We start from the raw sequence: 22,509 nt of genomic DNA, 5'->3' as shown, positions 1-22,509 counted from the left end.
CGGGGTTCCACCGAATTGCCCAATAAATTCCAGGTAATAAGGACTTTGGTCCTCAATAACCTCAGTTGTCACACCTGTTCGGGGCATACGGACGGGCGGACGCGCGGACGCGCCGGCGGGCATGCGAAGAGGCGGGTGCGGCCCGGGGAATCCGGGCCGCACCCGCCTCTTCGGCAGTCGGAGCGGTGAGCTGCGGGCGGTGAGCCGCGACTCAGTGCGCGAAGGTGTCCTGCGGGGCCTGTGCGGCCTTGGCGGGCTCGCCGCCGGCCGGGGCCGGACCCGCGCCCCGCAGCGGGACCTCCTTGACGAACCAGGCGAGCACGAAGCCCACCACCGCGACGGCCGCGCCCAGCAGGAACGCCGAGTGGGTACCGGCGGCCACGGCGTGCTGGTAGGCGTCGCGGACGGCCTCGGGCAGCTTGGCCAGGCTCGCCGCGTCGAGCTGGGCGGAGCCGGCGGACCGCGCGGCCTCGGGGCCGAGCCGCTCGGACATGGTGTCCGTCACCCGGGAGGTGAACAGGGAGCCCATCAGGGCCACGCCGAAGGAACCGCCGAGGGTGCGGAAGAGGGTGGCCGAGGAGGAGGCGACGCCCATGTCCTTCATCTCGACGCTGTTCTGCGCGACCAGCATGGTGATCTGCATCAGGAAGCCGAGGCCGGCGCCGAGGACGGCCATGTAGAGGCCGGAGACCAGGCGGGTGGTGCCGGTGTCCATGGTGGCGAGCAGGAACAGGCCGACCACCATGAGGGCGCCGCCCGCGATCGGGAAGACCTTGTACTTGCCGCTGCTGGTGGTGATCCGGCCCGCGACGAGCGAGACGGCCATCATCGAGAGCAGCATCGGCAGGAGCAGCAGGCCGGAGTTGGTGGCGGAGGCGCCCTGCACCGACTGCTGGAAGAGCGGGAGGTAGAGCACGCCGCCGAACATCGCGAAGCCGACGAGGAAGCCGATCACCGACATGAGGGTGAAGTTGCGGCTGCGGAAGATGTGCAGCGGCATGACCGGCTCGGCGGCCTTGGTCTCGGCGTAGAGGAACGCGGCGACGGACAGGACGCCGACGACGATCAGGCCGATGATCTCGGCGGAGCCCCAGGCGTACTCGGTGCCGCCCCAGGTCGTCACGAGGACGGTGGAGGTGATCGCGATGGTCAGCAGGGCCGCACCGAGGTAGTCGATCTTGCCCTGCGCCTTCTTCTTGGGCAGGTGCAGCACGGCCGTGACCATCGCGAGGGCGACGGCGCCCAGCGGGAGGTTGATGTAGAAGGACCAGCGCCAGCCCATGTGGTCGGTGATGGTGCCGCCGACCAGCGGCCCGCCGATCATGGCGAGGGCCATCACGCCGGCCATCATGCCCTGGTACTTGCCGCGCTCGCGGGGCGGGATCAGGTCGCCGATGATCGCCATGACGCCGACCATCAGGCCGCCGGCGCCCAGGCCCTGGACGGCGCGGAAGCCGATGAGCTGGCCCATGTCCTGGGCCATGCCGCTGAGCGCGGAGCCGATGAGGAAGATGATGATCGAGGTGAGGAAGGAGCCCTTCCGCCCGTACATGTCGCCGATCTTGCCCCAGATCGGGGTGGAGGCGGCGGTGGCCAGCGTGTAGGCGGTCACCACCCAGGAGAGGTGTTCGAGGCCGCCGAGCTCGCCGACGATGGTCGGCATCGCCGTACCGATGATCATGTTGTCGAGCATGGCGAGCAACATTGCGATCATGAGGGCCATGAGGACGACACGCACGCTGCGCGGCTTCACCTCCTCGGCGCCCGCTGCTTTCGTGATGTTCTCCGCCATGTCCACTCCCCGTTCACACACAACTGCGCCGGGTACTTACTTGACGCCCGGCTAGTTCACTACACTGGGGAAGGTAGACCCGTCACTAGCCGGGCGTCAAGTAAGTACTCGGGAGACCCATGTCCAGCACCGGTCCGCAGCAGCCGCGGCGCGGCAACACGCGCCAGCGCATCCAGGACGTCGCACTGGAGCTCTTCGCCGAGCAGGGGTACGAGAAGACCTCGCTGCGGGAGATCGCGGAGCGGCTGGAGGTCACGAAGGCGGCGCTCTACTACCACTTCAAGACCAAGGAAGACATCATCATCAGCGTCTTCGACGACCTGACCCGGCCGATCGACGAGCTGATCGAGTGGGCGCAGGAGCAGCCGAAGACGCTGGAGACCAAGCGGGAGGTCCTGCGCCGCTACAGCGAGGCCATGGCGGCGGGCGCGCCGCTGTACCGCTTCATGCAGGAGAACCAGGCCACGATGCGGGAGCTGAGCATCGGGGAGACGGTCAAGCGCCGGCTGTTCACCCTGGTGGAACTGCTGCGCAACGACGAGGGCCCGCTCACGGACCAGGTGCGCTGCGTGAGCGCCCTGTTCACCCTGCACGCGGGGATGATGTTCCTCCAGCACGTGGAGGGGGATCCGGAGGAGACCCGGATGGCGGCCCTGGACGTCGCCACGGACCTGATCACCCGCGCCCACCACGGCGACGCGTAGTCGCGGCGGCGGGCCGGGCGGGGTGCGTCAGGAGCCGTCCGGCGGGGTCGCGGAGCGCTTCGCCGCGAGCGACCGGCGCAGCACCGGGACGGCGAGGCCGAGGGAGGTGCCGAGGGCCAGGCCGAGGCCGATGTTGTCGAACACCAGGAGCCCGAGCAGGATGCCCGCGGACAGCCCGGCGGACAGGCCGGCGGCGGCCTCCTTGCCGTAAACGCCCTCGCCCGCAGTGGTCTTGTCTTCGTTCGCCATGCGGGCATTGTGTCAGTCGATCACTTGTCCACGGCCATGGCCAGTTCGAACACGCCGCTGTTCATGTCCTCGCACAGGGCCCGGCAGGCGCCGAAGAGCTCGGCGAACTCGGGCATGGACTGCCAGTCCCGCGCGGCCTGCACGCCGGTCCAGCGGGACACCGAAACGAAGTGGCCCGGTGCGTCGAGGTCGCGGATCAGCCGGGCGTGCAGGAAGCCGTCGACGGCACCCGAGGTCCAGGTCAGGAACTCCGTCCAGCGCAGGACGAACTCGTCCTCCGCGCCCGCGCGCACCTGCCAGTTGCCCGAGGCCCAGTACCGGTTCGTCTCGTCGGACATCGCCCACCATCCAGGCAGTCGGCCCCGAGTCGGCCCCTCCCCCAGGTTAGGCCGGAACGGCGGCTCAGGCGCGCAGGCGCCGTTCGGACTCCTCGATGGGGACGTCGTTGATGCTGGCCTCGCGGCGGCGCATCAGGCCGTCGTCGTCGAACTCCCACTGCTCGTTGCCGTGGCTGCGCCACCACTGGCCGCCGGCGTCGTGCCACTCGTACTCGAAGCGCACGGAGATGCGGTTGCCGGTGTACGCCCAGAGCTCCTTGCGCAGGCGGTAGTCCAGTTCGCGCTCCCACTTCCCGGCGAGGAAGGCGCGGATCTCGGCGCGGCCGGTCAGGAAGCGGTCGCGGTTGCGCCAGACGGAGTCCTCGGAGTAGGCGAGCGCGACGCGCCCGGGGTCGCGGGTGTTCCAGGCGTCCTCGGCGGCCTGCACCTTGGCGCGGGCGGTCTCCTCGGTGAACGGGGGCTTGAGCATGGGAAGTTCCTCTCGGACCACAGATCGGAGAACGTTCGTTCTCAAGGTAGAGAACGAACGTTCTCGACGCAAGCGGTCCTCCACTACCCTTCACCCCATGGACGACGAAGAGGCCCGCACCCGACTGCTCGACGCGGCGGAGGCGCTGTTCTACGCCGAGGGCATCCAGGCCGTCGGCATGGACCGCATCCGCACGGAGTCGGGCGTACCCCTGAAGCGGCTCTACCGGATCTTCCCGGCGAAGGAGGCCCTGGTCGCCGCCTACCTGGAGCGGCGCGACGCCCGCTGGACCGGCAGCCTGCGGGAGGCGGTGGCGGCGGCCGGGGAGCCGGTGCCAGCGGTCTTCGACTGGCTGGCGCGGTGGTTCTCGGAGCCGGACTTCCGCGGCTGCGCCTTCCTCAACGCGTACGGGGAGCTCGGGACGGGCCCCGAGGCCGTCCTGGACGTCGTACGCCGCCACAAGGCGGAGCTGCGCTCCCTGCTGGGCACCCTGACCGACTCCCCCGCCCTCGCGGACCAGCTCCTGATCCTGGCCGAGGGCGCCACGGTGGTCGCCGCCCTGGACCCGGGCCCGGAACCGGCCCTCCGCGCCCGCGAAGCGGCCCTGCGCCTCCTGGAAACGAGCTCCGGCCCGAACGGGTGAGCACCCGCGCGGCCGGGGCGGCCGTCGGCCCGCCGCGCTAGCCTGGCAGGAGGCACGCAGCGTGACGAGACACCGACGCCGCCCGGAGGACCACGGTGACAGCCATGAGCTTCGAGGGCATGCTGCGCACGGTCGAAGAGCTGGACACACTCGAGGGCTACAAGGCGGAGCTCATCCGGGGGAAGATCATCGTCTCGCCCTGGCTTGAGCTGCGCTGCATGCGCCCCACGCTCAGCCTGCGTGAGCAGCTGACGGAGCACATCGCGGCGGAACAGGTGGCCACCCACGCACCGTTCCTGTTCAGCTTCCCGTCGGTAGGACGCGCCTACGGACCGGACCTCTACGTCGTCGACCGGTCCGCCTTCCTGACAGAGGGACGGCACGGCGACGGCGAGGCCCTGAGCCTCGTCGCGGAGTTCACGTCGACCTCCACCAGGGACGTCGACTGGCAGGAGAAGCTCCAGGTGTACGGGCAGCTGGTGCCCGTGTACCTCGTGGTCGACATGCAGGCGGAAGAGATCACCTGCTTCTCCGACCCCTCCCCGCACGGCTACCGCGCCCACAGGACGGTCTCCTTCGGCACCCCGCTGCCGGTGCCGGCCCCCTTCTCGTGCGAGATCGACACGACCGCGTTCCTTCCCGCGGGCTAAGCCGGGGCGTCATCAGCCGCAGTCGACCCCGTGGAGGGCCGGCGTCACGGGGTCGGTCTCGCGGCCGTGGAGGGTCAGGACGCCCGAGCGGTCGCCCCAGGTCAGCTCGTAGTCGCCGGCGGCGACGGGGCGGGCGTTGTCGTCGGCGATCCAGCTGCTGCCGGGGAGGGCGAAGCCGAAGCCCCGCACCGCGTAGACGCTCCCGTCACCGATCACGAGGAACGCGTTCTCCCGCACCACGGCCCGGCAGCCGCCCGGGCCCGCCGGGTCCAGCACCCGGTACTCGGCCCCCAGGTCCCCCACCCCGCCGAGCCCGATGCCGGCCGCCGCCACCACGGCGGGCAGGGTGAACGCCGCCCACCACCATCCGGCGACGGCCCGCGCCGGGCGCCGCCGCCGCGCGAGGCGGCCGATCCGCAGCGCCACGGCGGCGAGCAGCACGATCCCCGCGACCGCCCAGTGCGGCAGCACCCACCCCGGGACGACCAGGATCAGCTCGGTCCAGCCGACGACCGCGGCGAGCACCGCGCACAGGACGGCGAAGAGGAACGCCCGGTCCGGCGGCACCCCCCGGAGCCGCCCCTGCGCGGCCTGCGCTTCCGTCTCCATCCCCCCACCCTACGGGGCCGGTTGAGGCCAAATGATCATGACCTGCGGTAACGCCGTACGGTCGGCCGCGACCACATCCACACGCGCGTGACGCGTGAGCAGCAACCGGCGGCCGTCGCCGCCACGGGGAAGCGCGGCCCTCGCGGGCCGCGTCGTAAGGAACGCATGTTTCAGCACGTCAAACAGAAGATCGTCGCCGTCCTCACCGCTTTGTGCCTGACCGCGGGCGCGGGAGTCGGCTCGGCCGCGGCCGCCGAGCAGCCCGAGCGTGAGCCCACGCTCCTGGAGATGGCCGCCAAGGTCTCGAAGTACGCGAACTGCCGCTCACTGCCGCTGCACCAACGGCCTCAGTGCGCCCGCGACTTCGCCCTCAAGTCGGTCAAGCTCAGCCTCGCCGTGGGCACGTACCTCTACATCTCCCAGGCCGCGATGAAGGACGAGGGAGCGGCCTTCACCGAGGTCAACAAGGAGCTGGAGAAGCTGGCCGGCCAGCTCCGGCCACTACTGACCCAGGCGAACCAGGAGGCGGACCCCGAGCGGCGGAGGGAGATCTTCAAGCAGCTCGCCAAGACGTACAAGGCGGGCAAGCCGCACCTGGAGAAGTTCCGCAAGCAGCTGTTCCAGGCATCGGAGCTGCTGGACTCGGTCGGCGAGCCCTCCGCCGAGCTCACCGCCCTGCTCTCCGTCTACCTCGGGGACTACTTCCCCGAGCGGAAGGAGATCAAGCCCGCCGACGGCCCGAGCATCTTCGACGCGCTCGACGAGCTCAAGGGCATCGGCAAGGACATCGACCAGATCATCGCGGGCCTCGACCAGATGAACGAGGCCCTCGACGAGATGAACGCCGCGATGGTCCAGGTCAACGAGAGCATCGACGGGATGAACAAGGGCCTGGAGCAGGCCAACCGGGGCATGGACAAGCTCAACGAGGGCGTCCGTGAGATGAACGAGGGCCTGGGCCAGATGAACACCGCCGTGCGCGGGTTCAACAAGGCCGCGGACAAGATCGTCTCGGTGCCCGACATCACGTTCGACTTCTCGCACGTCAACGAGAAGGTCGGCGCGAACCAGACGCCGCCCGAGGTGCTCGCCGCCCAGGACCGCAGGATGGGCTCGCTGCTCAACCTGCTCCCCGGCATCGGCGACGGCAAGGGCGTCGTGGAGGCCCTCCGCGGCAAGGACCTGGCCACCGGCGAGGAGCTGAGCGTCACCGACCGCGCCCTGGGCGCGCTCGTCGTGCTGCGCTGGGTCCGCAACGGCGGGACGCTCACCGCCGACGCCATCCGCGCCGCCCGCAAGGGCGACCGGGTCGCCGGGTGCTTCAACAGCTTCCCGGCCGGTACGCCCGTGCTGATGGGCGACGGGGGGACCCGCCCCATCGAGCAGGTCCGGCCCGGCGACACGGTCCTCGCCACCGACCCGGGGTCGGGCGTCACCGGCCCGCGTCCGGTCGAGGACACCATCCACACGCCCGACGACGTCGACTTCACCGGCATCACCCTCGCCGCCGACGCCGGCCGGGGCACCCTGACCGCCACCGACCACCACCCGTTCTGGTCGCCGAAGCGGGGCGAGTGGACGGACGCGGCCGACCTCAACTCCGGCGACACCCTGCGCACCCCGGACGGCACCGCCGTCGGGATCGAGAAGGTCGTCCACTGGAAGGAACTCCGGGGGGCCTACAACCTCACGGTCAACGGCCTCCACACCTACTACGTGCTCGCGGGCGCCACTCCGGTCCTCGTGCACAATGCGGGCGGGCTGTGCAGCAGGCCGGGCGCCATCGCGAAGGCGACGGGCTACTCCGTCAAGCAGATCAAGGACGCGATCCACAAGGTGAAGGCACAGGGCGGCTGGCGCGGGATCGGCGGCAACAGGAACCCGGACATGCTCATCGACCCCAGGACGGGCGATGTCCATCCGCAGTTGCCCGACGGCAGCCCGGGCGACATCATCGGCAACATCTTCGAACACCTGCCGGACCGGCCGTGATCGAGGAACACGAGGACCGCTGGCTGGTCGGACTGCGGGGCACCGCCGTGGTGGCCGTCGACTCCGTCGACCTCCCGCAGGAGGTCCTGACCGTCGCGTTCGCCGACGGAGCACTGCTCACCGTCTCCGGGCCGGTGCTCCTGACCGACGGCCCGGCGTCCGCGCCGGGGGCGGTGGCGCTGCCCTCCGGGGAGGCGGGCCTCCTCGTCGGCAGCACCGTCCGGTCGGCGGTCGCGTTCAAGAACGGCGCCCTGCGGATGGTGTTCGGCACGGGCCACCACCTGAACGTCCGGGCGGCGGAACCCGCGACGCGGATCCGCCTGTGGAAGCCGGGCGCGTACTGCTGGTCGTGGGAGCGGGGCACGGGCACCATGCGGGCTTGACGGCTTGACGGGCTTGACGGGCTTGACGGGCTTGACCCTCGACCTGGTCGAGGGAAGAGAGTGCGGGACGTGGGGAACGAGATGCGCAGTATCGGCGAGATGGCCCGGGACAGCGGACTGGGCGTGAGCGCGCTGCGGTTCTACGACGGCGCGGGGGTACTGGTCCCGGACCGGGTGGACCCGGTCAGCGGGTACCGCTGGTACGGGCCCGGACAGCTGGCCGAGGCGCGCCTGCTGGCGCACCTGCGGCGGGCCGGCATGCCGCTGGCGGACATCCGGCTGGTGACGGCCGGATGGTCCGGGTCCGACACCGCCCTCGTGCTGAAGCTGCTCTCGGAGCACCTGCTCCGGCTGGAGCGGGGGCTCGCCGGTGCGCGCAGCGAGTTCTCCATGGTCCGCGCCCTTCTCGATTCCAGGGAGAACCCGATGAGTCCGTCCTTCGCCCACGCCCACACCGCCGCCGTCCGGCTGACCGTGTCCGGGCCCGGGCTGGCCGCCGCGCTGGACGCGGTCCGGTTCGCCGCGAGCACCGATCCGGAGCTGCCGATGCTCGGCGGCGTCCTGTTCGACGTCGAGGGCGGCACCCTGCGGGTCGTCGCCACCGACCGGTACCGGCTGGCCGTCTCGGCGGCCGCCGTCACCGGCTCCGGGGAGTACGACGGCACCCGCGTCCAGGCCGTCGTCCCGTCCCCGCTGGTCGACGCGATGCGGGCGCTGCTCGGCGGCGAAGGCCCTGCGGAGCTGGTGCTCGACGGGGACAGGGTGGCCCTGGAGGCCGGGGACCGGCAGGCGGGCGGACGGTGCGCCGGGACGGGCTTCCCCGACTACCGCCGGCTCGTCCGGCTGCCGGCCGGGCGCCGGGCCGCGGTCGACGCGGCCGCGTTCCGGGAGGCCCTGCGCAGCGGGCCCGTACGGAGCCAGGTGCGGGAGCAGGACGGCACGGCGTACGACGTGAGCGTGCTGGAGGTGGCGGACGGGGGGACGGTGTCGGTCCGCGAACACGGCGCGCCGGGGGACGACGGGGCCGGGGACGGGGACCGGATCGCGGTCAACCGCACCTTCCTGCTCGACGCCCTCGCCGCCGGGGACCGGGACCGCCTGGTCCTGGAGGCCGGCGCCCCCACCGCGCCCCTGACGGTCCGACGGGCGGACGACGAGGACACGTACTCGCTGCTCATGCCGGTCCGGGTGGAGGACTAGGGGGCGCTCCGCCCCGTGCCCCGGAGCACGGGGCGGACGGTGGCGTCAGACCAGGGCCAGGCTGATCTGCTCGTTGAAGACCACCCAGTTCTGCCCGCGGTCGGCGGAGTCGCACGGCTTGGAGGAGACCGCCGGGGTTCCCCACGTGTTGGCGAGGCAGTACCCGGGGGCGAAGGCGAGGGAGATCTTCTGGCCGTCGACGTTCCAGTACTGCCCCTGGTCGTTGGGGTCGCAGGGCTTCGACGACACGTCCGGCTTGCCCCAGGTGTTGGCCAGACAGTAGCCGCGCGCGCCGGTGAGGGCGATCTGGTGGCCCGCGAGGGTCCAGTGCTGTCCCCGGTCGGCGGAGTCGCACGGCTTGGAGGAGACGTCCGGGACGCCCCAGGTGTTGGCGAGGCAGTACCGGCCGGGGACGGCGGACTGCTGGACACTGCCCGCGGCCCCTGCACCGCCGGCGGGCAGGAGCGCGGCGACGAGGGCGACGGTGGTGAGGGCGAGCGTCTTGCGGAGGGCGGTTGCCATGATGCGGATTCCATTCTCGACGCAGGCAGGAGTGATTCACTCAAGCCAAAAGGAAGGGGTTATCCGGCTCGGATCCGAGCACATGGAAATTGATACCAGCGATCATCACCCGAGCAATTGGGTCGCCCGACCGGTTCACCCGTAACGATCAGTCGGCAGATGATCGGATGACGGGCGAGCGTGGCGCGAAGTGGCCGAAATGCGCAGTTCACACCCCGGCAGACGAGCCGGATCCCACCCTGCGTGACACCCCTGCGCAGGGCGGGAACGGTTTTCCGTGCATGCGGAAACGTTCCGGATGCACATTCCGCCACACCCCACCTGCGCAGCACGCTCGATATCAAGCCGACCGTGCGGACAAGGTGAATCGGGAGTGAATTCCACGCACCCCTAGGCCGCGCGGAGGGCCGCCCTGAAATCGGGCAGGGAGTCGGCCGAGGCGTACACGACCCCGGCGTCGACCACCCCGGCCGCGCCCAGATCGAGGCGTACGGGCGGGTCCAGACGGACGGCCACGTTCAGCGACTCCTCCACCGAGCAGGCCACCGCCCCCGGCTCGCCGGGCACGGGCCGGGGACCCTTTCCCGGCACGCTGCGGACCACCGGTGCGACGGACCTGACCGCGGAGCGCGGCAGCGTCACGTCCCCGAGGAGCGCGGTCCGCAGCACCAGCCGCTCGGCGTCCACCTCGTGGGGGTGCCGCAGCAGCGCGGCCGCCAGGGCGAGGCCGGTGAGGACCAGCAGCACCTCCAGCGCGAGGTGCACCGGCCGGACGGCGGGCGGCAGCATCGAGGACAGCAGGAAGCCGGTCACGATCTCGGTGCCGGCCAGCGCCAGCACCAGCTGTCGCAGCCCGGCCGAGTGCCGCACCCCTGCCACCTTGGGCCGCCGCATCACCGCCGCCGCCAGCGACCCCGCCAGCACGCGCACCATGCCGGTCCTGGTCGGCCTGGCCGTCACGGTCCCCGTCACCCGGTCCACGTCGGTCACGCGAGCCCCCCGTTCCACCGTCCGTCCGATCATCTCCTTCCACTGTCAGGGGAGTTCACATCGGAGGAAAGTGACAGATGTCAGAGCCGGCCGAGCCGCGCCTCCAGCGCCGGCGGCAGCGGATACGGCCGCTCCGGCGGCAGCAGCCGCTGCGCCTTCGCGGCCTGCCCGGCCCGCACCAGGTCTGCGGCCTTGCGGACCTGCGGGGTGAGATCGGTGATGCCGGTGATCCACTCGTCCGTGAACGTACGGATCAGCCCGCGCCCGATGCCGACCTGGATGCTGTAGTGGTTCAGCGCCGCCCCGCGCGGCGAACGCTCCGGGTCCCACTGGACGTGCACGTCCGCCCGGGCGACGGCGTCCGGGTCCGCGGTGGTGAGCACGGCCCGGGACAAGGCCTCCTCCCACCCGTCCCGCGTCATCCGGACCGCCAGGACCCGCTCCTGCCCGGCCTTGCGGGCCCAGTTGCTGCGGTGCATCAACCACGGGAACGACGGCTTGATCCACGTCATCCGCCCGAACGAGAACGGCGCGACGAACCGCCCCGCGCGCAGGGCGGCGTCCGCGATGGCGGGGGCGTAGGCCTGGTAGACCACGATCGTCCGGGCGTCGTAGTCGGCCCGGACCTGGAACTGGGGTGCCATGCCCCGGAGTATCGGATCCGGCCCGTCGGCGCCGCGACCGGATTTCGCGGGCCTCACACCGGCAGGACGGCCCAGGTCCGCGTCCCGCCGCCGGGCTCCCGGGAGGGCCCGACGCCCCAGTCCCCGCCGTGGTCGCGCACGAGCGCGGCGAAGACCCTCAGGGTGGCCCGGCGGCGCGCTTCGCAGAGGGCGGCGAGGCGGGGGTGGGCGTGGGCGGAGTGGCCGTCGTAGACGATGAGCCGGAGCGCGTCGTCGCGGTGCCGGAGGGAGAGGTAGGTCTCCCCGTACGGGTCCATCCGCCAGGCGGAGCCCATGAGTTCGGAGGCCGCCTGGACGGCGGTGGGTTCGAGCGGATCGAGCGCGTAGGCCCGCAGCGCGGCCCGCACGACCTGCCGCGCGATCCCCGCGGAGCGGGCGGAGGCGGGCAGGGTCACGCTGCACGACAGCCCCGCCGGCTCGGCGGGGTCGCCCTCGGGGGCGACGGGGCAGGAAGTGGGGGCGGCGTACAGGGACGCGGTGAACGGGCTGAGCGGACTGAGCATCTTCGGCTCCCAAGTCGTCTGCGGTGACGGCGGATTGGCATCGGAAGCTCGACGCGCACGGCTGGCTCGCGCGGGCGGGGAGGTGGCCCGTCGCCGAGGCCGAGGCATGCTGCGGCGATGCACTTCGACTCCCCTGCGTGAGCGGTGCGTTACCGAATGTAGAGCAGTTGGTGATGCCTGCGCCACCCGCACGGTGATGTCCGCGCCTTTATTGGATCGGGCGGATGCTTCCGTGCAGACTTCCCCCATGCCACCCAGGACGTCACCGACGTACCGTCAGGCCCGACTCGGTGCCGAGCTGCGCAAAATGCGCCTCCACGCAGGCGTGACGGCCGAGTTCGCGGCCGGACTGCTCGGCATCGACCGGGGCAAGATCCCCAACATCGAGTCGGGCGTGCGGACCATCAGCGCCGAGCGGCTGAGCACTCTGGCCGCCAACTACGGCTGCACCGACGAGACGTACCTCGCCGCCCTGACCGCGATGACACAGGCGCGAGTGCGCGGCTGGTGGGACCAGTACCGGGGCAGACTCGCGGCGGGCATGCTCGACATCGCAGAGCTGGAGTGGCACGCCACGCAGTTGCACACGGTGCAGACCGTGCACGTTCCCGGGCTCCTCCAGACGGAGGACTACGCACGCGCCATCTTCGGAGCGTTCCTGCCGGAGCTGACCCGGCTGGACGTCGAACTCCGGGTCGCCTTCCGGCGGGAACGACGGCTCGTTCTGGAGCGCCCGCAGCCCGTGCGATACACCGGATTCGTACACGAGGCCGCCCTGCGCATGCAGTTCGGCGGCCGGCGAGCAGCCCTCGCGCAGCTGGAGTACCTCGCCGAGCAGAGCACGGCCGATCACATCACCATCCGGGTACTGCCCATCGCACAGGGCATCTTTCCCGGCGCGGGACATGCCCTGTTGTACGCCGAAGGCGTCGTGCCGAAGCTGGACACGGCGCAGCTCGACTCCGCGCACGGGCCGACGTTCATGCACGCCGACGGTGAGCTGGCCCAGTACCGGAGCCACCTGGAGTGGATGTACGGGAAGACGCTCGATGCGTCCCCCTCCCGCGACTTCATCCACCGCATCCGCAAGGAACTGTGAGGGGCCATGGCCGAGATCGACTGGGAAGACCCGTACTGCGGCTCGGGCAACAACTGCTACCGCATCGGGGTGGACGGGGACGGCAACAGCTACATAGCCGTCGCGGGGCAGGAAGACCGCCCCCTTACGGACAGCCGGGCGGCGCTCTCGGCCCTGATCCGGGACATCAAGGCCGGGAAGGCCGATCACCTGCTGGAGGGGTGAGGGCCACCCCCCTCCCGGTGGCCCTCCCGCGGCAGGCGGTCAGCCCTTGCCGAAGCTTCCGGCGAGGGGGCCGGCCGCGCACTGGCGCCACTCGTTCTGGAAGGTGTTGCTCATCTTGCCGAGGTTGCCGCCGTGGGAGCGCAGGTAGCCGAAGATGCCGTTGCAGTTGGCCTCGGTGGGCTCGAACGCGGACGTGCAGCGGCCGCCGGCGCCGCCGCCGAAGTCGCAGCTGCCGGCGGCGGCCGGGGAGGCCGCCCCCAGGGTGAGGAGCGGGACGGCGGCGAGGGCTGCGAGGGCCGTGGCGGCGGCCTGCGCGCGGGTGGAGAGCTTCACGGTGGGTTCTTTCGTCGTGCCGGTGCGCCGGGGTCTTCCCCGACTGCCACGAGCCTGCGGCCCGGGCCCGACCGGCACCATCCGCCGGTCGGCGGGAGCGGAACCGCCGACCGGCGGGGGTGGTCCGCGCCGTCGGTTTTCCGTTCCGTCGGGCCGGGGACAATACGGACGGGAGCTGATGCTCATGGTCCGCGTACTGGTGGTCGACGACGAGGCGCTGATCCGGGAAGGGCTCCGCTCCGCCCTGGCCGGCGCCCCGGACATCACCCTGACCTCGGCGGTCCCGGTGGCCGAAGCCGTCACGGCGGTGCGGCGCGAGCAGCCGGAAGTGGTGCTGCTGGACGCCTGCACCGCCGACGCGGACGCGCTCGCCGCCGGCTTCGCGTCCACCGCCGCCCCGCCCGTCGTGTGCGTCCTGTCCCGCTCCGTGGACCCGGAGCACGTGGCGGTGGCCCTGGGCGCGGGCGCCGCAGGCTACGTACCGAAGGCCGTGGCCCTGGAGACGGTCGTACCGCTCGTGCGGATGCTCGCGGACGGGGTGCGGGTGGTCGGCGAGGGGGCGTGGCCGCCGCTGCGTTCCGCCCTGCTGAGGGAACGGGCCCGGCGGGGCCCGGCGGCGGCAGGCATCGCGACGCTCACCTCGCGGGAGCGCGACGTACTGGCCCTGCTGGCGACGGGGCGTTCCAACGCCGCGATCGGCGCGCGGCTGGGGCTCAGCCCGGCCACCGTCAAGGACCACGTCAGCGCCGTCCTGGCCAAGCTGGGCACCCCCAGCCGGGTCCGGGCGGCCGTACTGGCCGACCGGGCCGGTCTGGGGTCCCCGATGGCATGATCGGGGTGTGATCGATGATCCGGGCCGGTCCGGCGCCACGAGGTACGTCCTGTTCGATGTCGACGGCACGCTGATCGACGCCGTCGACAACCAGCGGCTGGTCTGGCGGACGTGGGCGGAGCGGTACGGGCTGGACGCCGACGAGGTCCACCGGGTCGCGTTGCGGACGAGGCCGATGGAGACCTTCGCGCAGGTCGCCCCGGAGCGGGACCCCCGGGAGTGCCTGGCCGCGCTGCACGAGCTGGAGGACGAGGACGTCCGCTCCGGCACCTACACGGCCTTCGCCGGCGCCTCGGAGCTGCTGAGCGCCCTGCAGCCCGGCACCTGGGCGCTGGTGACCTCGAACTACGAGCACCGGGTGCGGGGACGTTTCGCACGGACGGGGCTGCCGGTGCCGGACGTCCTCGTGGACGCGGCCGCCGTGGAGGAGGGCAAGCCGTCGCCCGTCCCGTACCTCCGGGCGGCCGCGCGGCTCGGGGCCCGGCCGGAGCAGTGCCTGGTCATCGAGGACGCCCCCTCCGGGGTGGAGTCCGGGCTGCGCGCCGGGATGACGGTGTGGGGCGTCAACACCCCCTCGGCGGTGGACGGCGTGCACCGCCACTTCGGCACCCTGCACGAAGCGGTCCGCGACATCGTCGCGTTCGCCGGTGGTTGCGACGGTGGCGGCGGGGAGCGTTAGCCGGCCGCGCCGCGCGGGAAGGTGATCTCGACCCGGCGGTTCTTCTTGCGGCCTTCCTCGGTGCTGTTGTCGGCGATCGGGTAGTCCTCGCTGTAGCCGCGGACGTCGTAGGTGACCCCGGGGTTGGTGACGGTCTTGGCCAGCTCGGCCTGGACGGCGTCGGCGCGCTGCTTGGAGAGCTCCTTGCCGTGCTCGTAGCTGCCCTGGTCGTCGGTGAAGCCGAAGACGCGGATGCGGGTGGCCTTCTGGGTGTTGATCTCCTGCGCGATGGCCTGGATGCGGGAGGCGGCCTGGGCGTTGAAGACGGCGCTGTTCTCGGGGAAGAGAACCTCCGACTGCAGGGCCATCATGACGTTCTGGTTGGTCTCCTGGCGGCGCTGCTCACCGCCGAGGTCCTCGACGACCTCGGCGATGTCGAGGACCTTGATGGGTGCGAGGGTGCCGCCCTGGGGGATCTTCAGGCCGGGCGCGCCGGAGTCGATGGGCACGGGCGCGGCCGCCGACGGCTCCGTGCCGGGGGGTACGGAGGGCTTGGGTTCGTCGGCGTGGGCGCTCGTCGCGCCGATGAGGTGGGTGCCGGCGATGACGAGCCCGGCGATGGCGGTGGCTGCGGCTACGCGGTGGCGTTGTGTCATGGGGTCACCCGGAGAGTTTGACGGTGGCCGAGTTGAAGGTGGGAAGGCTGAACTCCACCTCGCTGGTGGAGGCAGGCGGCGCCGGGAACTGGGCGAAGAATGGCACGCTCTTGCCGGGATCGACGCTGGAGATACCAGTTGTGCACAGGCACCTGGACTCGGTGTCCCGAAGCACGTAGTAGCGCTTCTTGCCCACCTTGTCCACCAGGGTCGCCCCTGCCACCGACTCTCCGCTGCCCTTCAGTTCGATCCCGCGCCAGTCCGATGTACGAGTGAAGGACTGGCTACCACCGTTCTTGATCTGCCCGCTCACGGTGACGAACCCACCGGAATCCCTGCGCACCGAGTTGATGACCAAGGCCATCCCGGCTTCTCCGCTCAGCGTCGCGATCACTTCCGTAGGCTCCGGACTCGGCCCCTTGCTCGGCACGGACCCTTGGTTCCCTGCGCCCTGGGACTGCTGTGGAGCGGACTTGTCAGGAGCCTTTTCCTTCTCGTCGCCACTTCCACCGCACCCGGCCAACGTGAGGGCCAGAACCGCTGCAACCGCAACAGTCGCTCCCCCGCGAAGCTTCACCGTTTGCCGCATGCTCATGTGCGCTGCTTCCTTGTCCGTCGCTCGCTGTTAGTCGGTCAGTCGCACATCGAAGAGGCTTCGCCCCAACGTGCGCCACGGATCAGGGTTCGAGGGGTCGAAGGTGATTTCCTTCCCCCCTTTGCACTGGATCTTCACGGATACGGGCTTTGGCTTGCCTTCGTCGGTGGGTGGCTGGGGAGGCTCCGTCGAGGTCGGCGTAGGTGTTGGAGTCGGCACGGGCAGATCGCCCAGGTGGCACCGTGGTTCGATCTCCGCGGTAGCACGGGCTGTTCCGCGCATGGATTCGGTGCCGGGGATCACCGAACTCCCGACGCTCCTGTCGGTCTCGACAGCCACTGTGAAGCTGAGCCGAGCGGAGGTGCACGATGCCTTCGCGCCATTCATCTCAGCGAAGCTGTCTGCCTTGTCGCAGCCCCCGGAACCGAACCGGTTCCCCTTGAGCACCTCGATCCAGTCCTTCGGCTGCAGCTCGGCGAGGATCAGCCCTGGAGCAAGGTGGTCTCGCGCGTCTTGGGCCGCGGCCAAAGCCGCTGCGTCGGCTGCGCCCTGCGCATCGCTGCGAGTGACTGACGCCTGCCCGATGACGAAGAAGGCAAGCGCGGCAAAGAGCAAGCCTGCCACCACGACCACATAGACGGGGAAGGCCTGCCCTCGGTCACCCCTGCGCCGCGCAGGCAACGCCGCTACCCAGCCTTGATGCTCTTCACCGCGTCCTTGATCCTTGTGGTGATCTCCGAACCGATACCGGAACCGACGATCGCCCCGATGATCACCACGACCACGAGGATGATGCCCAGGTACTCGAACGCCGTCTGCCCCCGGTCGGGGTTCGCGTAGCGCCTGCGGAGACGGGATACCGCCGTGTCCGTCCAGCCCGCCAGGCGGATCTTCGCCTCGACGGACGTCTTCAGCAGCGTGTTGTTCGACATAGGGGGTCCCTCCCGGTCCGGTTCCGCTGTCGATCTGCGGACGGTACGGGGAGTGACGAGAGATAACCAAGGGTCCCGGGGCCCAAATACGGTCCCATTGCGCACGGCGTCTACCCATGACCGGTCACCCCCGGACGGGCGGTTCCCAGCCAGCGGGCTATCGCCTCGCTCCGGCTCGTGCTCTGGAGCTTCGCGAAGATGCGGTTGATGTGGTTCTTGACCGTCTTCTCGCTGATGAAGCAGGCGCCGGCGATCTGCTGGTTGTTCATGCCGGACGCGATCAGGTCCATGATCTCCACCTCCCGCGAACTCAGCCCGAAGACAACGGAGTTGTGCACGCGCTCCGTCGACTGTGCCACAGAAGGTTGCGTCTGCGAAGAGGACCTCAGTTCCGTGAGGACCGCCGTCGCCGCCGTCGGGGAGAAGTGGGCGCGGCCGGCGCGGACGTCGCGGACCGCGCGGACCAGTTCGTCGGCGGTGAACTCGCCGTGGATCAGGTAGCCGCCCGCGCCCAGCAGCAGCGCCTCGCGGATCTGGTCGGCCTCCTGGCTGTACGTCAGCATCAAGACCGGGGCCAGGCAGACCAGGTGCGGCAGCGCCGAGATGCCGTCCACGCCCGGCATCCGGACGTCCAGCAGGATCACGTCCGGGGCGTGGGTCCGCGTCAGGTGCAGGGCTTCGCGGCCGTCGCGGGCCTGTGCCACCACCCGGAGGTCCCCGGCGGTGGCCAGCAGCGCGCTCAGGCCGGCCCGCACCACCGGGTTGTCGTCGGCGATCAGGACGTCGATCGGCGGCTGAGGCCGGGTCGGAGTCATCGGGTGCCCTCCAGCGGGAGCGAGAGACGGACACGGGTGCCCGGGCGGCCCGACGGGCGGGGGCCGAGCGAGAGGGCGGCTCCGATCGCCGCCGCGCGTTCGCGCATGCCGCGCACGCCGAAGTGGCCCGTGGACGGCAGCTGCGGCGGCAGGCCCCGGCCGTCGTCCTCCACCGAGACGGTGAGGTGCGTGCCGGTCACCGAGACGGTGAGCAGGGTCGCGGACGCCCCCGCGTGGCGGCGTACGTTCTCCACCGCCTCCGAGGCGATGGAGAAGACGTGGCGGGAGACCGGGGCCGGCAGGGCCGGCAGGGCGCCCGTCACCCGGACCTCCGCGTCCAGCGCGCGCAGCGCCGCCAGCAGGGGGAACTCCTCCGCCCGCAGGTCCGCCAGCAGGGCCCGGGACTCCCCCGCCGCGCGGCGGGCCGCCGCCGCCACCTCCTCGGCCCGGACGCGGACGAGCTCCGGGTCCGTGGTCCGCGCCAGGGCGTCGGCCGTCAGGGCCAGCCCGTGCAGGGTCTTGGAGACCGAGTCGTGCATCTCCCGCGCCAGCCGTTCCCGCTCCTCCCGGACCGCCTCGGCCGCCGCCAGCCGTGCCCGGGTCTGCGAGAGGCGGAGGAGGAAGTCCCGTACGGAGGAGCCCGCCGCCCCGGAGAGGACGCAGAGGAAGGAGAGGACCGGGCCGCCGCCCAGGGCGGCCACCAGCACCGTCTGGGCCGCCGCGATGACCGCCGAGCCCCGCCAGCCGTACACCAGCCCGGCGAGCAGCGGGGTGCCCAGGGCCACGAGGCCGAGGGGGGACGACGGGGTGGCCGTGACCAGCAGCAGCGCGCCCACCGCCATGTCCGCCGCCAGCAGCCACCGGTGGCGCAGCAGGAGCGGCCCGAAGCGCTCCCAGTCGCGGAAGAGGGCGTACGACAGCATGAAGGTGGCGACGACGGAGCCCGCCACCAGGTACGTCGGTACCCCGGGCGCCGTCCGGCCCAGGGCCGGCGGGGCGCCGAGGGGGATCATGACCAGCCGTACCGCGAAGACCTGGCGGCACAGGGCCTGGAGGGCGTTGGCTTCCAGGCGTTGCGGGCTCATGGGTCAGCCGCCTCCCAGCAGGGCGCCGAAGTCGACGTTCGCGCCGTAGACGAAGCCGCAGACGAGGAGGATGAGCGTGCCCGGCAGCATGAACATCGTCACGGCGAAAGTGGCCTTCGGGACGGCCCGGGCGGCCCGGCGGCGGGCGTTCTGCGCGTCCGTGCGCCGCATGTCCTCGGCGATCGCGATCAGGGTCTCCACGATCGGCGAGCCCAGTTCCTCGCCCTGCTGGAGGGCGGTGACGAACTGGGCGACCTGCTCGGAGTCGTTGCGGCGGCGGAGCTCGTCGAAGGCCTGGCGGCGGCTGACGCCCATGTCCATCTGCTGGAGCGTGATGCGGACCTCGTCCGCCCACGGGCCCTCGTACTTGGACGCGACGCGTTCCAGGGCCTGGCGGAAGCCGAGGCCCGCGCTGACGACGACGGCAAGGACGTCGAGGAAGTCGGGCAGGGTCCGCTCGATGTCGTCCCGGCGGATCCGGATCGCCGACCACAGGCCGGCCTCGATCCAGAACAGCCCGAAGGCGACCATCAGGAGGGCCGGGACGAGCTTGCCGTTCATCAGCATGGCGAGGGCGCCGAGGCCACCCAGGAACCCGTACACCGCGCGCCGGGCGGCGTAGCGGTCGATGGTGAGGCCGGCCGGGTTGCCCGCCATGTCGATCTGGCGGCGCTTGCGGGCCACCTGCTTGGGCCCCATCAGCCGCAGCACCAGCGGCGCCCAGCGGATGCCGATGCGGTCGACGAGCGAGCCGACGGCGGTCGTGCGGGTGGCGCCGACCTCCAGGGCGAGGGCGAGGTCGGTGGGGAGTTTGACGTCGGCGCGGTAGAGGCGGACGCCGTACAGGATCCCGAAGACGGACAGGGCGGCGGCCAGCGCCAGGAGGAAGGGGAGGTAGGTGTGCGTCACGGCGGCCGGCCCCTCAGACGTCGATCTTCGACATGCGGCGGATCAGGACGAACCCGAGGGTGAAGAGGCCGAGCGCGATGAGGACCGCCGTCTGTCCGATCCAGGCTCCCGTCATCCGGTCCAGCGCGCCGGGCATCATCAGGTCGACGAGGAGGAGCGAGCCGAGGCCGATCGCGGGGACGAGGTACGCGGTCACGGTGACCTGCGAGAGCTGCGTACGGATCTCCCTGCGCGTCTCCTTGCGCTGCTCCAGGGTCACCGTCAGGTTCCGCAGGCTGCCGACGATGGCGCCGCCCGCCCGCGCGGACAGGACGAGGGTGGAGACGAGGACGACCAGTTCGCGGGAGGGGAGCCGCTCCACGATCTCCCCGAGCGCCTCCTCGATGGAGTGGCCGACCGCGAGCCGGTCCGCGACCCGGGACAGCTCCTCCCCGGCCGGGGCCTCCAGTTCCTCCGCCGCGATCCCGATGGCCGTGCGCAGGGCGAGTCCGGCCTGGGTGGCGTTGGCGAGGATGCGGGCCAGCTCGGGCAGCTGGTTGATGAACCGCTCCGTGCGCCGGGCCCGCTGCCAGTTGAGGAAGGCGTTGGCGGCCCAGAGCCCGATCAGTCCGGCCACCGGGCCGAAGAACGGCGCGAGGAGGGAGGAGGCGATCAGCCATGTCCCGGCGACGGCCATCAGCACGTACGCGAAGAACTCGCCGGGGGTGAGGTCCAGGCCGGTGGTGGCCAGCTTCAGTTCGATGCGCTTGCCCAGCGCCGTCCTGCGCAGGCGCCGGTCGAGGCCCTGGAAGCGGCGCCTGCGGCCGGTGGCCTCGGGGGCGCCCTCGGCGGAGAGCCGGTCGATGAGGGCCGCGCGCTGGGCGAGCCCGGCCGAGTACGCGTGCACCCCGAGGGACACGAGCAGGCCCGCCAGCAGCGTGGCGCCGAGGGTGAGGAGGACGAGGTTGGTCACAGCACGGTCCGGGAGGTCAGCGGGTCGAGGTGGTCCTCCGGCGGGGCGACCCCGAAGGCCTGGGGGATGGGCTGGTTGCTCATGTAGAGGCGCTCCGCGATCCGGCGGGGCAGCGGGGCGTACGCGAAGTAGCCGTGCACGCGCCCGTCGGCCCCCATGGGCTGGGCGAGGTAGCGGCACACGGTGGTGATCCGGAACGGCTCGCGGCCGTGGGAGTCGAGGATGGAGATCTCCGTGATGCGGCGCGAGCCGTCGCCGAAGCGGGTGAGCTGGACGATGACGTTCACGGCGCTGTTGATCTGGTCCTGGAGCGCCTCGAAGGGGATCTCGACCTCCGACATGGAGGCGAGGGTCTGGAGGCGCATCAGGGCGTCCTGCGAGCTGTTGGCGTGGACGGTGGCGAGGGACCCGTCGTGGCCGGTGGACATGGCCTGGAGCATGTCGAGGGTCTCGCCGCCGCGGACCTCGCCGACGATGATGCGGTCAGGGCGCATGCGCAGGGAGTTGCGTACGAGGTCGCGGATGGTGATCTGTCCCTTGCCCTCCACGTTCGCGGGCCGGGATTCGAGGCGGATGACGTGCGCCTGCTGGAGCTGGAGCTCGGCGGAGTCCTCGATGGTGATGACGCGCTCGCCCTCGGGGATGAGTCCGGAGAGGGCGTTGAGGAGGGTGGTCTTGCCGGTGCCGGTGGCGCCGGAGACGATCAGGTTCATCTTCGCCTGGACCAGCCCGGACAGCAGGAGCAGCATCTGCTCGTCGAGGGAGCCGAGGGCGATCATCTCGTGCAGGGTGAAGGCGCGCGGGAAGCGGCGGATGGTGAGGGTCGCGCCGGTGAGGGAGAGCGGCGGGATGATGACGTTGACGCGTTCGCCGCTGGGCAGGCGGGCGTCGACCATCGGGTTGGCCTCGTCCACGCGCCGGTTGACGGTGGAGACGATGCGCTCGATGGTCTGCATCAGCTGCTCGTGCGAGGCGAAGCGGATGGGGAGCTGCTCGACCCGGCCGGAGCGCTCGACGAAGATCTGGTCGGGGCCGTTGACCATGATCTCGGAGATGGAGGCGTCTTCGAGGAGCGGTTCGAGCACGCCGAGGCCGAGCGCCTCGTCGACGACGCGGCGGATCAGCTGGGCGCGCTCGGCGGTGGAGAGCACGGGGCCCTCGCGGCTGATGATGTGCCCGAGCACGCGCTCCAGGCGCGCCCGGCGCTCGGCGGGCGCGAGCGCGGACATCTCGGCGAGGTCGATCTCCTCCAGCAGCTTGGTGCGGTAGGAGGAGACGAGCCGGCCGTCCTCGCGGGGGCTGTGGCGGTCGTCGGGGGTGTTGACCCGGGAACGCAGGCTCATGGTCACGGTCCCTTCGGGTCGTCGTTGGGCATGACTGCGGTGGCGGTGGCCGGGTCGACGGACAGGCCGGGCACGATCGAGTTGATGGGGATGGTCACGGTGGCGGTGACGGCGTCGGCGCTCTTGCTGATGGCCACGTCGGCGGTGAGTCCGCCCCGGACCGCCGCCTGGCCGGCGGCCGCGCCGCCGGAGCCCTTGCGGGCCTCCACCCGGGCCGCCGTGCGGGCGGCGGTGTCGGCCTGTTCGTGGACGTACGCGATCCAGCCCAGCTGGATCCCGCACAGCGCGACGAACAGCAGGATCGGCACGAAGCCGATGTACTCCAGGGCCACTTGCCCCCGGTCGGAGCGGATGCTGCCTCTCCTCACG

General features: G+C 71.4%; 30 protein-coding genes. 10 read left to right on the top strand and 20 right to left on the bottom strand.

Annotation, left to right across the window (positions count from 1 at the left end):
• Positions 1-211: 211 nt before the first annotated feature.
• Complete coding sequence (locus tag ACIPW5_RS14345; RefSeq protein ID WP_401244503.1) at positions 212-1,792, bottom strand: MDR family MFS transporter; 1,581 nt, start codon at positions 1,790-1,792, stop codon at positions 212-214.
• Positions 1,793-1,911: 119 nt separating this feature from the next.
• Between ACIPW5_RS14345 and ACIPW5_RS14340 the strand changes: the two genes are divergently transcribed.
• Positions 1,912-2,496 carry a TetR/AcrR family transcriptional regulator gene (locus ACIPW5_RS14340; protein WP_401244501.1) on the top strand — a complete coding sequence of 195 codons (585 nt, stop codon included), beginning with the start codon at positions 1,912-1,914 and terminating at the stop codon, positions 2,494-2,496.
• A gap of 27 nt (positions 2,497-2,523) precedes the next feature.
• Here ACIPW5_RS14340 and ACIPW5_RS14335 read toward each other — a convergent pair whose 3' ends face one another.
• The 3 genes from ACIPW5_RS14335 to ACIPW5_RS14325 form a co-directional block, all read right to left on the bottom strand.
• Complete coding sequence (locus tag ACIPW5_RS14335; RefSeq protein ID WP_401244500.1) at positions 2,524-2,745, bottom strand: hypothetical protein; 222 nt, start codon at positions 2,743-2,745, stop codon at positions 2,524-2,526.
• Between the two features lie 20 nt (positions 2,746-2,765).
• The gene (locus ACIPW5_RS14330) at positions 2,766-3,083 is read right to left on the bottom strand and encodes an antibiotic biosynthesis monooxygenase family protein (protein ID WP_401244499.1); all 318 of its coding nucleotides are present in this window, start codon (positions 3,081-3,083) and stop codon (positions 2,766-2,768) included.
• 64 nt (positions 3,084-3,147) lie between these two features.
• Positions 3,148-3,552 (bottom strand): nuclear transport factor 2 family protein, encoded by a 405-nt coding sequence (locus ACIPW5_RS14325; protein ID WP_401244498.1) that lies wholly within the window; start codon positions 3,550-3,552, stop codon positions 3,148-3,150.
• A 97-nt stretch (positions 3,553-3,649) separates the two neighbouring features.
• On the opposite strand from ACIPW5_RS14325, the gene ACIPW5_RS14320 reads away from it, so the two are divergent.
• Both ACIPW5_RS14320 and ACIPW5_RS14315 read left to right on the top strand, forming a co-directional pair.
• Positions 3,650-4,195, top strand: a complete 546-nt coding sequence (locus tag ACIPW5_RS14320; protein WP_401244496.1) for a TetR/AcrR family transcriptional regulator — start codon at positions 3,650-3,652, stop codon at positions 4,193-4,195.
• A 104-nt stretch (positions 4,196-4,299) separates the two neighbouring features.
• The gene (locus ACIPW5_RS14315; protein ID WP_401244495.1) at positions 4,300-4,845 is read left to right on the top strand and encodes a Uma2 family endonuclease; all 546 of its coding nucleotides are present in this window, start codon (positions 4,300-4,302) and stop codon (positions 4,843-4,845) included.
• 12 nt (positions 4,846-4,857) lie between these two features.
• Here ACIPW5_RS14315 and ACIPW5_RS14310 read toward each other — a convergent pair whose 3' ends face one another.
• Positions 4,858-5,454, bottom strand: coding sequence for a hypothetical protein (locus tag ACIPW5_RS14310; protein WP_401244493.1), 597 nt, complete (start codon positions 5,452-5,454; stop codon positions 4,858-4,860).
• A 165-nt stretch (positions 5,455-5,619) separates the two neighbouring features.
• Between ACIPW5_RS14310 and ACIPW5_RS14305 the strand changes: the two genes are divergently transcribed.
• The 3 genes from ACIPW5_RS14305 (at position 5,620) to ACIPW5_RS14295 (ending at position 9,029) form a co-directional block, all read left to right on the top strand.
• The gene (locus ACIPW5_RS14305) at positions 5,620-7,446 is read left to right on the top strand and encodes a polymorphic toxin-type HINT domain-containing protein (RefSeq protein ID WP_401244491.1); all 1,827 of its coding nucleotides are present in this window, start codon (positions 5,620-5,622) and stop codon (positions 7,444-7,446) included.
• Positions 7,443-7,829 (top strand): DUF6188 family protein, encoded by a 387-nt coding sequence (locus ACIPW5_RS14300; protein WP_401244489.1) that lies wholly within the window; start codon positions 7,443-7,445, stop codon positions 7,827-7,829. The genes ACIPW5_RS14305 and ACIPW5_RS14300 overlap by 4 nt, the downstream gene beginning before the upstream one ends.
• 69 nt (positions 7,830-7,898) lie before the next feature.
• Positions 7,899-9,029 carry a MerR family transcriptional regulator gene (locus tag ACIPW5_RS14295; RefSeq protein WP_401244487.1) on the top strand — a complete coding sequence of 377 codons (1,131 nt, stop codon included), beginning with the start codon at positions 7,899-7,901 and terminating at the stop codon, positions 9,027-9,029.
• A gap of 45 nt (positions 9,030-9,074) precedes the next feature.
• Here ACIPW5_RS14295 and ACIPW5_RS14290 read toward each other — a convergent pair whose 3' ends face one another.
• From ACIPW5_RS14290 to ACIPW5_RS14275, 4 genes are all read right to left on the bottom strand, one after another.
• Complete coding sequence (locus ACIPW5_RS14290; RefSeq protein WP_401244486.1) at positions 9,075-9,551, bottom strand: ricin-type beta-trefoil lectin domain protein; 477 nt, start codon at positions 9,549-9,551, stop codon at positions 9,075-9,077.
• Between the two features lie 390 nt (positions 9,552-9,941).
• Entirely contained in the window at positions 9,942-10,541 is a 600-nt protein-coding gene (locus ACIPW5_RS14285; RefSeq protein WP_401244484.1) for a hypothetical protein, read from the bottom strand.
• A gap of 80 nt (positions 10,542-10,621) precedes the next feature.
• Complete coding sequence (locus ACIPW5_RS14280; protein WP_401244482.1) at positions 10,622-11,185, bottom strand: DUF4291 domain-containing protein; 564 nt, start codon at positions 11,183-11,185, stop codon at positions 10,622-10,624.
• A gap of 53 nt (positions 11,186-11,238) precedes the next feature.
• Positions 11,239-11,727 carry an ATP-binding protein gene (locus ACIPW5_RS14275; RefSeq protein WP_401244480.1) on the bottom strand — a complete coding sequence of 163 codons (489 nt, stop codon included), beginning with the start codon at positions 11,725-11,727 and terminating at the stop codon, positions 11,239-11,241.
• A 247-nt stretch (positions 11,728-11,974) separates the two neighbouring features.
• Between ACIPW5_RS14275 and ACIPW5_RS14270 the strand changes: the two genes are divergently transcribed.
• Both ACIPW5_RS14270 and ACIPW5_RS14265 read left to right on the top strand, forming a co-directional pair.
• Positions 11,975-12,826 (top strand): helix-turn-helix domain-containing protein, encoded by an 852-nt coding sequence (locus ACIPW5_RS14270; RefSeq protein ID WP_401244478.1) that lies wholly within the window; start codon positions 11,975-11,977, stop codon positions 12,824-12,826.
• A gap of 6 nt (positions 12,827-12,832) precedes the next feature.
• Positions 12,833-13,030: a hypothetical protein gene (locus ACIPW5_RS14265; RefSeq protein ID WP_401244477.1), complete on the top strand. Its 198-nt coding sequence runs from the start codon at positions 12,833-12,835 to the stop codon at positions 13,028-13,030.
• A 39-nt stretch (positions 13,031-13,069) separates the two neighbouring features.
• Here the strand turns inward: ACIPW5_RS14265 and ACIPW5_RS14260 are convergent, their stop codons facing one another.
• The gene (locus tag ACIPW5_RS14260; RefSeq protein WP_401244475.1) at positions 13,070-13,363 is read right to left on the bottom strand and encodes a hypothetical protein; all 294 of its coding nucleotides are present in this window, start codon (positions 13,361-13,363) and stop codon (positions 13,070-13,072) included.
• 178 nt (positions 13,364-13,541) lie between these two features.
• Between ACIPW5_RS14260 and ACIPW5_RS14255 the strand changes: the two genes are divergently transcribed.
• Together ACIPW5_RS14255 and ACIPW5_RS14250 are read left to right on the top strand one after the other, a co-directional pair.
• Positions 13,542-14,195, top strand: a complete 654-nt coding sequence (locus ACIPW5_RS14255; protein ID WP_401244474.1) for a response regulator transcription factor — start codon at positions 13,542-13,544, stop codon at positions 14,193-14,195.
• Positions 14,196-14,202: 7 nt separating this feature from the next.
• Positions 14,203-14,874, top strand: a complete 672-nt coding sequence (locus ACIPW5_RS14250) for an HAD family hydrolase (protein WP_401244473.1) — start codon at positions 14,203-14,205, stop codon at positions 14,872-14,874.
• On the opposite strand, the gene ACIPW5_RS14245 is transcribed toward ACIPW5_RS14250, so the two are convergent.
• From ACIPW5_RS14245 to ACIPW5_RS14200, 10 genes are all read right to left on the bottom strand, one after another.
• Positions 14,871-15,509 carry an OmpA family protein gene (locus ACIPW5_RS14245; RefSeq protein WP_401244471.1) on the bottom strand — a complete coding sequence of 213 codons (639 nt, stop codon included), beginning with the start codon at positions 15,507-15,509 and terminating at the stop codon, positions 14,871-14,873. The genes ACIPW5_RS14250 and ACIPW5_RS14245 overlap by 4 nt on opposite strands.
• A gap of 4 nt (positions 15,510-15,513) precedes the next feature.
• Positions 15,514-15,903 carry a hypothetical protein gene (locus ACIPW5_RS14240; RefSeq protein ID WP_401244469.1) on the bottom strand — a complete coding sequence of 130 codons (390 nt, stop codon included), beginning with the start codon at positions 15,901-15,903 and terminating at the stop codon, positions 15,514-15,516.
• 231 nt (positions 15,904-16,134) lie between these two features.
• The gene (locus ACIPW5_RS14235) at positions 16,135-16,785 is read right to left on the bottom strand and encodes a pilus assembly protein TadG-related protein (protein ID WP_401244467.1); all 651 of its coding nucleotides are present in this window, start codon (positions 16,783-16,785) and stop codon (positions 16,135-16,137) included.
• 5 nt (positions 16,786-16,790) lie between these two features.
• Positions 16,791-17,036 (bottom strand): hypothetical protein, encoded by a 246-nt coding sequence (locus ACIPW5_RS14230; RefSeq protein ID WP_401244465.1) that lies wholly within the window; start codon positions 17,034-17,036, stop codon positions 16,791-16,793.
• A 110-nt stretch (positions 17,037-17,146) separates the two neighbouring features.
• Positions 17,147-17,851: a response regulator gene (locus ACIPW5_RS14225; protein ID WP_401244463.1), complete on the bottom strand. Its 705-nt coding sequence runs from the start codon at positions 17,849-17,851 to the stop codon at positions 17,147-17,149.
• Positions 17,848-18,936: a sensor histidine kinase gene (locus tag ACIPW5_RS14220; protein ID WP_401244461.1), complete on the bottom strand. Its 1,089-nt coding sequence runs from the start codon at positions 18,934-18,936 to the stop codon at positions 17,848-17,850. The genes ACIPW5_RS14225 and ACIPW5_RS14220 overlap by 4 nt, the downstream gene beginning before the upstream one ends.
• A gap of 3 nt (positions 18,937-18,939) precedes the next feature.
• The gene (locus ACIPW5_RS14215) at positions 18,940-19,845 is read right to left on the bottom strand and encodes a DUF5936 domain-containing protein (RefSeq protein ID WP_401244460.1); all 906 of its coding nucleotides are present in this window, start codon (positions 19,843-19,845) and stop codon (positions 18,940-18,942) included.
• Between the two features lie 13 nt (positions 19,846-19,858).
• Positions 19,859-20,797, bottom strand: a complete 939-nt coding sequence (locus ACIPW5_RS14210; protein WP_401244459.1) for a type II secretion system F family protein — start codon at positions 20,795-20,797, stop codon at positions 19,859-19,861.
• Positions 20,794-22,140 (bottom strand): CpaF family protein, encoded by a 1,347-nt coding sequence (locus ACIPW5_RS14205; protein ID WP_401244457.1) that lies wholly within the window; start codon positions 22,138-22,140, stop codon positions 20,794-20,796. The genes ACIPW5_RS14210 and ACIPW5_RS14205 overlap by 4 nt, the downstream gene beginning before the upstream one ends.
• A gap of 2 nt (positions 22,141-22,142) precedes the next feature.
• Entirely contained in the window at positions 22,143-22,508 is a 366-nt protein-coding gene (locus ACIPW5_RS14200) for a TadE/TadG family type IV pilus assembly protein (protein WP_401244455.1), read from the bottom strand.
• Position 22,509 lies beyond the last annotated feature (1 nt).

The sequence above is a fragment of the Streptomyces sp. NPDC090077 genome, from assembly GCF_044747545.1.
GTDB lineage: Bacteria > Actinomycetota > Actinomycetes > Streptomycetales > Streptomycetaceae > Streptomyces.
This window is presented reverse-complemented; position numbering and strand designations above follow the sequence as displayed.